This is a genomic window from Corallococcus praedator, assembly GCF_003612125.1.
In the GTDB taxonomy this organism is placed as follows: domain Bacteria; phylum Myxococcota; class Myxococcia; order Myxococcales; family Myxococcaceae; genus Corallococcus; species Corallococcus praedator.
Map to the genome: position 1 here is coordinate 1 of NZ_RAWI01000418.1, position 7845 is coordinate 7845.

9 protein-coding genes are annotated in these 7845 nt (G+C 70.1%); all 9 read right to left on the bottom strand.

The window, feature by feature from the left end; all coding sequences use genetic code 11:
• The coding region (locus D7Y13_RS34750) for a cytochrome ubiquinol oxidase subunit I (protein WP_279637158.1) at nt 1-1063 on the bottom strand (1063 nt) is incomplete at its 3' end.
• 39 nt (nt 1064-1102) lie between these two features.
• On the bottom strand, nt 1103-1600 hold the full coding sequence (locus D7Y13_RS34755; protein ID WP_120585824.1) for a hypothetical protein: 498 nt from the start codon (nt 1598-1600) through the stop codon (nt 1103-1105).
• Complete coding sequence (locus D7Y13_RS34760) at nt 1597-2001, bottom strand: phage holin family protein (protein ID WP_120537620.1); 405 nt, start codon at nt 1999-2001, stop codon at nt 1597-1599. The genes D7Y13_RS34755 and D7Y13_RS34760 overlap by 4 nt, the downstream gene beginning before the upstream one ends.
• 202 nt (nt 2002-2203) lie before the next feature.
• Complete coding sequence (locus D7Y13_RS34765) at nt 2204-3235, bottom strand: ADP-ribosylglycohydrolase family protein (RefSeq protein WP_120537621.1); 1032 nt, start codon at nt 3233-3235, stop codon at nt 2204-2206.
• A 457-nt stretch (nt 3236-3692) separates the two neighbouring features.
• Complete coding sequence (locus D7Y13_RS34770; RefSeq protein WP_120537622.1) at nt 3693-3962, bottom strand: hypothetical protein; 270 nt, start codon at nt 3960-3962, stop codon at nt 3693-3695.
• A gap of 143 nt (nt 3963-4105) precedes the next feature.
• Complete coding sequence (locus D7Y13_RS34775) at nt 4106-4510, bottom strand: F0F1 ATP synthase subunit epsilon (protein ID WP_120537623.1); 405 nt, start codon at nt 4508-4510, stop codon at nt 4106-4108.
• 21 nt (nt 4511-4531) lie between these two features.
• Nucleotides 4532-5080 carry a hypothetical protein gene (locus D7Y13_RS34780; RefSeq protein ID WP_120585825.1) on the bottom strand — a complete coding sequence of 183 codons (549 nt, stop codon included), beginning with the start codon at nt 5078-5080 and terminating at the stop codon, nt 4532-4534.
• 20 nt (nt 5081-5100) lie between these two features.
• Nucleotides 5101-6546: a F0F1 ATP synthase subunit beta gene (gene atpD / locus D7Y13_RS34785; RefSeq protein ID WP_120585826.1), complete on the bottom strand. Its 1446-nt coding sequence runs from the start codon at nt 6544-6546 to the stop codon at nt 5101-5103.
• A gap of 300 nt (nt 6547-6846) precedes the next feature.
• Nucleotides 6847-7746 carry an ATP synthase F1 subunit gamma gene (gene atpG / locus D7Y13_RS34790; protein ID WP_120537626.1) on the bottom strand — a complete coding sequence of 300 codons (900 nt, stop codon included), beginning with the start codon at nt 7744-7746 and terminating at the stop codon, nt 6847-6849.
• Nucleotides 7747-7845 lie beyond the last annotated feature (99 nt).

Sequence of the window (7845 nt, forward strand, 5' to 3'; positions counted from 1 at the left end):
GCATCAGCCCCCGCCCGTGCGGCCACTCGCGGCCCCGCCACCTGCGCCACAGCGTCACCAGCGCGAGCAGCGCCATCAGGCTGCCCGTGCCCACCATCACCTGGAAGGCCACGTGCACCTTCGCCACCGGCGGCCAGGTGTCGCGCGGGAAGTCATTCAGCCCCTTCACCTCCGCGTCCGGGTCGCCAAACGCCAGGATGGAGAGCCCCTTCGGCACGCCGATGGAGCCCGGGACGGTGCGCGTCTCCACGTCCGGCAGGCCCCCCAGGAGCAGCGGCGCGCCCACCTCCGTGTGGAAGTGTCCCTCCATCGCGGCCAGCTTCACCGGCTGCGCCTTCGCCACGTGCTTGGCGGACAGGTCCCCCACCACGGGCTGCAGCAGCGCGGTGATGCACGCGAGGGGCAGCGCGACGGACAGCGCCTTCTTGTGGAAGGCCGCCCCGGGGTGCTTGAGCAGGATGAAGGCGTGGATGCCCGCCATGGCGAACGCGCTGGCCTGGTAGCTGGAGAGCAGCACGTGCGTCGTCTGGTACTGCCAGCCGGGGCTGAACATCGCCACCAGCGGCTGCACGTCCACGGGCCCCGCGGGCGTGGCCGTGAAGCCGGACGGGTTGTTCATGAACGTGTTCACCAGCGTGACGAAGAACGCGCTGGCCGCGCCGCTCACCGCCACCATCACGCCGCTGAACAGGTGCAGGTTCGGCGACACCCGCTCGCGGCCGTACAGGTAGATGCCCAGGAAGATGGCCTCGGTGAAGAAGGCCACGCCCTCCAGGCTGAAGGGCAGGCCAATCACTTCCCCGTAGCGGCCCATGAACTCCGGCCACAGCAACCCCAATTCGAACGACAACACCGTGCCGCTCACCGCGCCCACCGCGAACAGGATGGCGGTGCCCTTGGCCAGCTTCTCGCTGAGCTTGCGGTAGTCGTTGTCCCCCGTCCGCCGGTGCTTCCAGTCGCTCAGCACCATCAGCACCGGCAACGCCACGCCGGCCGCCGCGAACACGATGTGGAACGCGAGCGACAGCCCCATCTGCGCACGCGCATAGAGCAGGTCCGTCATGCACATCAGTCTGCTTTATGCGCGCTTTTTGCGCCTTCACTATTTCTTATCAGCGTCCGCAGGCACCTTGGCGGGGGCCCGCGAGGGCACCAGGGACTGCATGGAGTTGCGGGCCACGGCGGTGGCGAGCGTGGTGGCGAAGATCATCACCAGCTTGCGTCCCAGCTCCGCCCCCAGGGGCTTGTCCTCCACGCTGGTGGCCACCCGCTCCGGATGGTCCCACGCCCGTGACAGGGCCTGGCGGCGCTGGCGGCGCACGCGCTCGTCATGGTGGCGGGAGCGGTAGATGGCGAACCCCACGCCCACGCCCGCCACCACCAGCGCGGCGGCGCCCACGGTGACGAGCAGGTCGCGGTTCTGGTTCAGGTGGTGGCGCACGTCGGTGGCCCGGTGGCGCCGGCGGTCCAGCTCCTCCAGCGTCAGGAGCAGCTCGTCGCGGATGCGGTCCGCCGTCTGCTCCACCTGTTCACGGTCGCCCATGCGGCGGGTGATGGCGTGGTCCGCGACCTGGATGTCGGATTCGGGTGCCTGGCTCATTGCAGCGTCTCCCGGGTCATCTTGAAGTCCGCCTTCAAACGCTCCTGGGTGTGCGGCATCGCCTGCTTGGGCACCCGCTTGGAGCCCAGGAACAGCAGCAGGCCCGCCACCGCCAGCAGCACCACGCCCACGATGGCCACGCCCAGCGCGGCGACCACGGGAATGGCGAGCCCCAGCGCGACGAAGAGGACCGCCAGCGAGGTGAGGGCCAGCACGGCCCCCGCTCCCAGGAGGATGCCCGCGGTCTTGGCGGCCTTGAGCTCCTGCTTCAGCTCCTTCTTGGCGTGCATCACCTCCGCCTTCACCAACAGGCGGGTTTCCGACAGCGCATGCCGGATGAGTTCCGACGTGGAGAGCGTCTCCAGCTGGGTGCGCTCCAGGCGTTCCGATTCGAGGTCCACGACCGTGCCTCCGACTTGGTGGGCCCAGGGAAAGACAGCAGCGGACGCCTGCTCGGCGTCCCGTCCACCCCTGTTCTGCTCCTCAAGTTGGTCAGGAAGGGTGGGCGGGAGAAGTCCCGGCGCACACCCCATCGTCGTCCGTCTGCCTGCCTGGTACCCCCGCCCGGAAAGGATGGGCGGGCTTCCGGACAGCAGGCAGGCGCTAGCGGCGGGTCTTCTGGTGGGCGATCGCCGTGGCCAGCGTCTCGCGCACCTGGCGGGCGCGGAACAGCCGGTCCGCGGTGTCCACCAGGTTCTCCGCGTACAGCACCTGCTTGCGCAGGCGGGCCGGCAGGGCGCGCGTGCCCAGGTGCGCGCCCAGCAGGGCCCCGGTGAGGGCCGCGGCCACGTCCGCCTCGCCACCACAGCGCAGCGTGAGGACGACGGCCTCGCGGAAGTCGTGCGGCACCTTCAGCGTCGCGTACAGCGAGGTGAGCAGCACCGGCACCACGTGGGCCGGCAGGCCGTCCACGCCCTTCAGCTCGCTGGGGGGGACGCCCACCTTGCGAAGCTGGTTGAGCGCACGCTGGGTGTCCCAGGTGAGCAGGCGCGGCAGGTGGCGGATCTCCTCCGCCAGCGCCTTGTCGTGCACCGCGGCGGCCAGCGCCAGGGCGTCACAGAAGGCCGCGGGCGTGAGGGCCTCCTCTTCCAGGCCCAGCGCCACCGCCTGCGCGAACGCGGCCGCGGCCGCCGCGCAGATGGGGTCCTTGTGCGTGATGACCGTGAGCACGCCCGCGTCGTGCGGCAGGCGCGCGCGCTGGCCGCTCTCGAACAGGCCCACCACCAGCGCGCGGCTCAGCACGGACGGGCAGCGGGTGCCCAGCGGCGCGCCCGCGCTCATCCACGGCGTGCCCCCGGCGAGCCGCTGGAGCGACTCCGAGAGGCTGCGCGGCGGCTGCAGGATGATGCCCTCCTGCCACAGCCACGCCAGGTGCGCCGCGGCGCTGCGGCCATCCACCTTGCCCTCGCGGATGACGCTCTCTGCGGCGGCGAGCAGGAGCTGCGTGTCGTCGCTGAACTGGCCCTTGGCGAACTTGCCGCGCGGGCGGGGCGCGAAGTCCTCCGCCAGCCCCGGCAGGCGCGACAGGCTGGCCGGGGGAACGCCCCGGAGCGGAAAGCCGAGCGCGTCGCCGATGGCGAGCCCGAGAAACGCCGCATGAAACCGGTCCTGGCGATCTGCGGGGGTCAGCGGCATCGGAGGGGCGGAGATTACCCGAGCCTCAGGCAAGGACGAGCACCGAGATGAACGCTGCGAGGGCGCGCGAAGCGACAGCGTCTTCATCATGGGGCCTTGACGTGCACGGAGCGGGTTCGGTGAAGCGATGGACAGGAAACCTCCCGCCGAATTGCACCGCGCGCGTCGACACTTTCTGCCTCCTCCGCCGTCAACGCGGCGCAACCGGGGGCGCGGTAGCTATCGCATCCCGCTGCGTTTCAGCAAGCAGGCGCCCCCGATGACGTACGCGGGCCTGCTTCCGTGTCCAACTCCGGATGCTGCGCATGGACCGAAAGGGACGCACGGGTGGCCGCGCGTGGGTGCGCAAGGCGCCGTGCGCGTGCACCGCCCACGGGCTCAGGTGTTCACCTTGACGCGCGCGACTTCGCGTCGATCACACGAAGCACCTCGCGCATGAAGCCACGCGCGCGCACGCTCACGAATCGTCGCGGCCCAAGTTGACCACCGCGAGCAACCGCGCCACCACCGCCTCCGCGCCCTGATGCAGGCGCGTGCCATCCCAGAGCGCCGGGGACGTGTGGCCCCCGCGCTCGCGCCAGTCCGCCTCCACCTCCGCGTAGGTGAGGTTGCGAAAGCGCACGCGGTCCTCCAGCGCATGGTCGGTGACGAAGCGGCGCGCGGTCGCGGACGGCGGATCCGCGATGCGGTGGAACAATTCGAGGACGGGGGAGACAGGAGCGTTCATGACGGACCCGCATCATGCGCCCGGCGCCAGAAACGCAGAAAGGGTGAAGCGCCGTCCCCGGTGTCACGGGGCTTCGGGGCTCCACCCTCTTCGCGATGGCGACAGGTGTTTCAGACGCGCCCGGCGAAGGGCGCGGTGGGACGTCAGCGCGTCTCGCTGGCGGTGATGCGCGCGGCCTCGCGGCGCACCGCGGCCTGCTCCAGCGCGTAGCGCGCGTCCGCGCTGTTCAGGTCCTTGAGGCGCGCCTCGGACTCCGCCAGGCGGCGACGGGCGCCCGCGACGTCGATGCCGTTGACGTGCTCGGCGGCGTCCGCCAGCACCAGCACCTTGTCGTTGCTCACCTCCACGAAGCCGCCGGCGATGAAGTACCGGTCCTGACGGCCGCCCTCGATGAGGGTGAGCGTGCCCGGCTCCACCAGGGACAGGAACGGCGTGTGGCCCGGCCGCACGCCGAACAGGCCCTCTCCGCCCGGCACGATGGCCTCGTCGGCCTGCACGGACAGGATGCGCTTCTCGGGGGTGACGATCTCGACAGTCAGCTTGGCCATGAACGTCCTCGTGCTACCGCATCAGAAAGTCAGCCGCTGGGTCTTCACGCCCACCGGCTCGAACTCCAACACCCCGGCGTCCGTCAGGCGGGGGCCCTTGCCCGGGATGCCCAGCGTGCCTTCCAGCCACTTCAGGTGGTGCGCCATCTGCCGCACCTCGGAGAGCTGCTTCGTCGTCATCAGCTCCGTCAGCCGCTTCTCCTGGAGCTTCTGCCCGGCGCGGTCGAACTGGGCCGCCACCATCACCCGCGCCCAGGACAGGCCCGCTCCCCGCTTCTTCTTGCCGGCGGGCGCCTTGCCCTTCTCCACCAGCGGGTAGAGCACCCAGACCTTCTCCCCATCGTTGGAGGCGAAGTACAGGTCGTCCACCGTCCCCACGCACACGTCCGCCGACCAGAGGGGCCCGTTCTCCTTGAGCATCTCCAGCCGGCACGTGCCCACGCCCGTGTCCACCATGCGCACGCTGTAGAGCCCGTTCGCGCTCACCCGCGCCCGGCTGCCGCGCTCCGCCGCCAGGGCGGAGGGCGCGACACAGCAGAGCAACAGGGCGAGCGCGGCGGTCAGGCGCATGGGGCGGTCCGGGACGGCGCTTAAGCCGTCGCCATCTTGCGGGCGTTATCCAGTACCTCGTTGATGTCGCCCGCCATGTAGAAGGCGCCCTCAGGGATGTCGTCGTGCTTGCCGTCCGCGATCTCCTTGAAGCCGCGGATGGTGTCCGCCAGCTTCACGTAGCGGCCGTCCTTGCCCGTGAAGACCTTGGCGACGAAGAACGGCTGCGACAGGAACTTCTGGATCTTCCGGGCGCGCGCCACGGACAGCTTGTCCTCTTCCGACAGCTCGTCCATGCCGAGGATGGCGATGATGTCCTGGAGCTCCTTGTAGCGCTGCAGGATGCCCTGGACGCGGCGGGCGACGGCGTAGTGCTCCGCGCCGAGCACGTCCGCGGACAGGATGCGGCTGGTGGAGTCCAGCGGATCCACGGCCGGGAAGATGGCGAGCTCCGCGATGGAGCGGTTGAGCACCGTGGTCGCGTCCAGGTGGGCGAACGCGGTGGCGGGCGCGGGGTCCGTCAGGTCGTCGGCGGGCACGTAGATGGCCTGCACGGACGTGATGGAGCCCTTCGTGGTGGAGGTGATGCGCTCCTGCAGGCCGCCCATCTCCGTGGCGAGCGTGGGCTGGTAACCCACGGCGCTGGGGATGCGGCCCAGGAGGGCGGACACTTCCGAGCCGGCCTGGGTGAAGCGGAAGATGTTGTCCACGAAGAGGAGCACGTCACGGCCCTCCACGTCGCGGAAGTACTCGGCCATGGTGAGCGCGGAGAGGGCGACGCGGGCGCGGGCGCCGGGCGGCTCGTTCATCTGGCCGTAGACGAGGACGGCCTGGCTGGCCTCCAGGTTCTCGGTCTGGATGACGTTCGTCTCCTGCATCTCGTGGTACAGGTCGTTGCCTTCGCGGGTGCGCTCACCGACGCCGGCGAACACGGAGAAGCCACCGCGCTCCACGGCCACGTTGCGGATGAGCTCCTGCAGGAGCACCGTCTTGCCCACGCCGGCGCCGCCGAACAGGCCGATCTTCCCGCCTCGGGTGTAGGGGGCGAGCAGGTCGATGACCTTGATGCCGGTCTCGAACATCTGCACGCGCACGTCCTGGTCCGTGAAGAGCGGGGGCGCGCGGTGGATGGGCCAGTACTCGGTGGCCTTCACGGGGCCCATCTCGTCCACCGGATCGCCGGTGACGTTCATGATGCGGCCCAGGGTGGCCTTGCCCACCGGCACCTGGATGGGGGCGCCCGTGTTGCGCACCTGCATGCCGCGGCCCAGGCCCTCGGTGGAGTCCATCGCGATGCAGCGCACGGTGTTCTCACCCAGGTGCTGCGCGACTTCCACCGTCAGGTTGTCCTGCTCGGCGCCCAGGTTGGGGTTGGTGATCTTCAGGGCCGAGTAGACTTCCGGGAGCCCGCCGGGCGGGAACTCCACGTCGACCACGGGGCCGAGAACCTGCGTGACCTTGCCAGTCGTCGGAACTTGAGCGCTCATGGAATCCTCTGCCTTGTCTCGTATGGCGAGCGGCCGGGACGCCGCCGCCCATCAGGAAATCGACCCCAAGAAAAGGGGTGGGCGCGCCCCCTTTACCGGGGGCCCCCCGGCAGGGTCAAGCCTCCCGGGTCCGCGCGTGTAAGTCCCGCTTAGCGGAGCGGTGTCCCCAGCGCCAGTCCCCCGTGGAAACCTTCTTCCCCGCCTGCCTTCCTGGCAGGAGGAACGACGAAGGGCCCGACCCGCGCCATGCAAGCGCGAGCGGGCCCTCGTGGGGGTCCAACGGATCGGACGGGAGGCGGACTACTTGAGGGCCTCGGCGCCGGAGACGATCTCCATCAGCTCCTTGGTGATGACCGCCTGACGGGTGCGGTTGTAGAGCAGGGTGTAGCTGGAGATCATGTCCGTGGCGTTATTGGTCGCGTTCTCCATGGCGCTCATGCGCGCGCCCTGTTCGCTGGCCACGCTCTCCAGGAGCGCCCGGTAGACCTTGATGTTCACGGCCTGGGGCACCAGCCGGTCCAGCACGGCCTGGCGGGAGGGCTCGTACTTGAAGTCCACCATCGCGGGCGCGGCGGCGACCGTCTCCGGCGTGGGGGCCGGGGTGGTGGCCTTCGTCGTGGCGGGCTGCAGCGGCAGCAGCTGGGCCACGGTGACGTTCTGGCTGATGGCGGAGACGAACTCGTTGTAGACGACGTAGACGGCGTCCACTTCGTCATTGAGGAACGCGGCCGTCAGCTCCTCGGCGACGTTGGCGGCGGAGCGGTAGTTGAGCCCCGCGTACAGGCCGGCGAAGTCCTTGCGGATGGACTGGCCGCGGTTGCGGAAGAAGTCGTTGCCCTTGCGGCCCACCGTCGAGACGCGCACCTGGAGGTTGCTGTTCTCGTACAGGAAGCGGTTGGCGCGGCGGATGACGTTGGAGTTGAAGCCGCCGGCGAGGCCACGGTCGGACGTGAGCAGCAGCAGCTCCACGCGGCGCACCGGGCGGGAGGCCAGCAGCGGATGCGCCAGCTCCTGGTCGGCGGAGCGCACGGCCAGCTCGGAGATGATCTGGTCCAGGGTCTGCGCGTAGGGGCGCGCGGCGAGGATGGCCTCCTGCGCCTTTCGCAGCTTCGCGGCGGAGACCATCTTCATCGCCTTGGTGATCTGCCGCGTGTTCTTCACCGAGCGGATGCGCTTGCGGATGTCTCGAAGGGACGCCATGGACCGGAAACTCCTCTGGGACGACGTGCGGCGCGCACCCTCGTGGACGGCCCGGGCTGGCCGGAATGGGGGCGGCGGGCCCCCTATATAGGCGGTCTC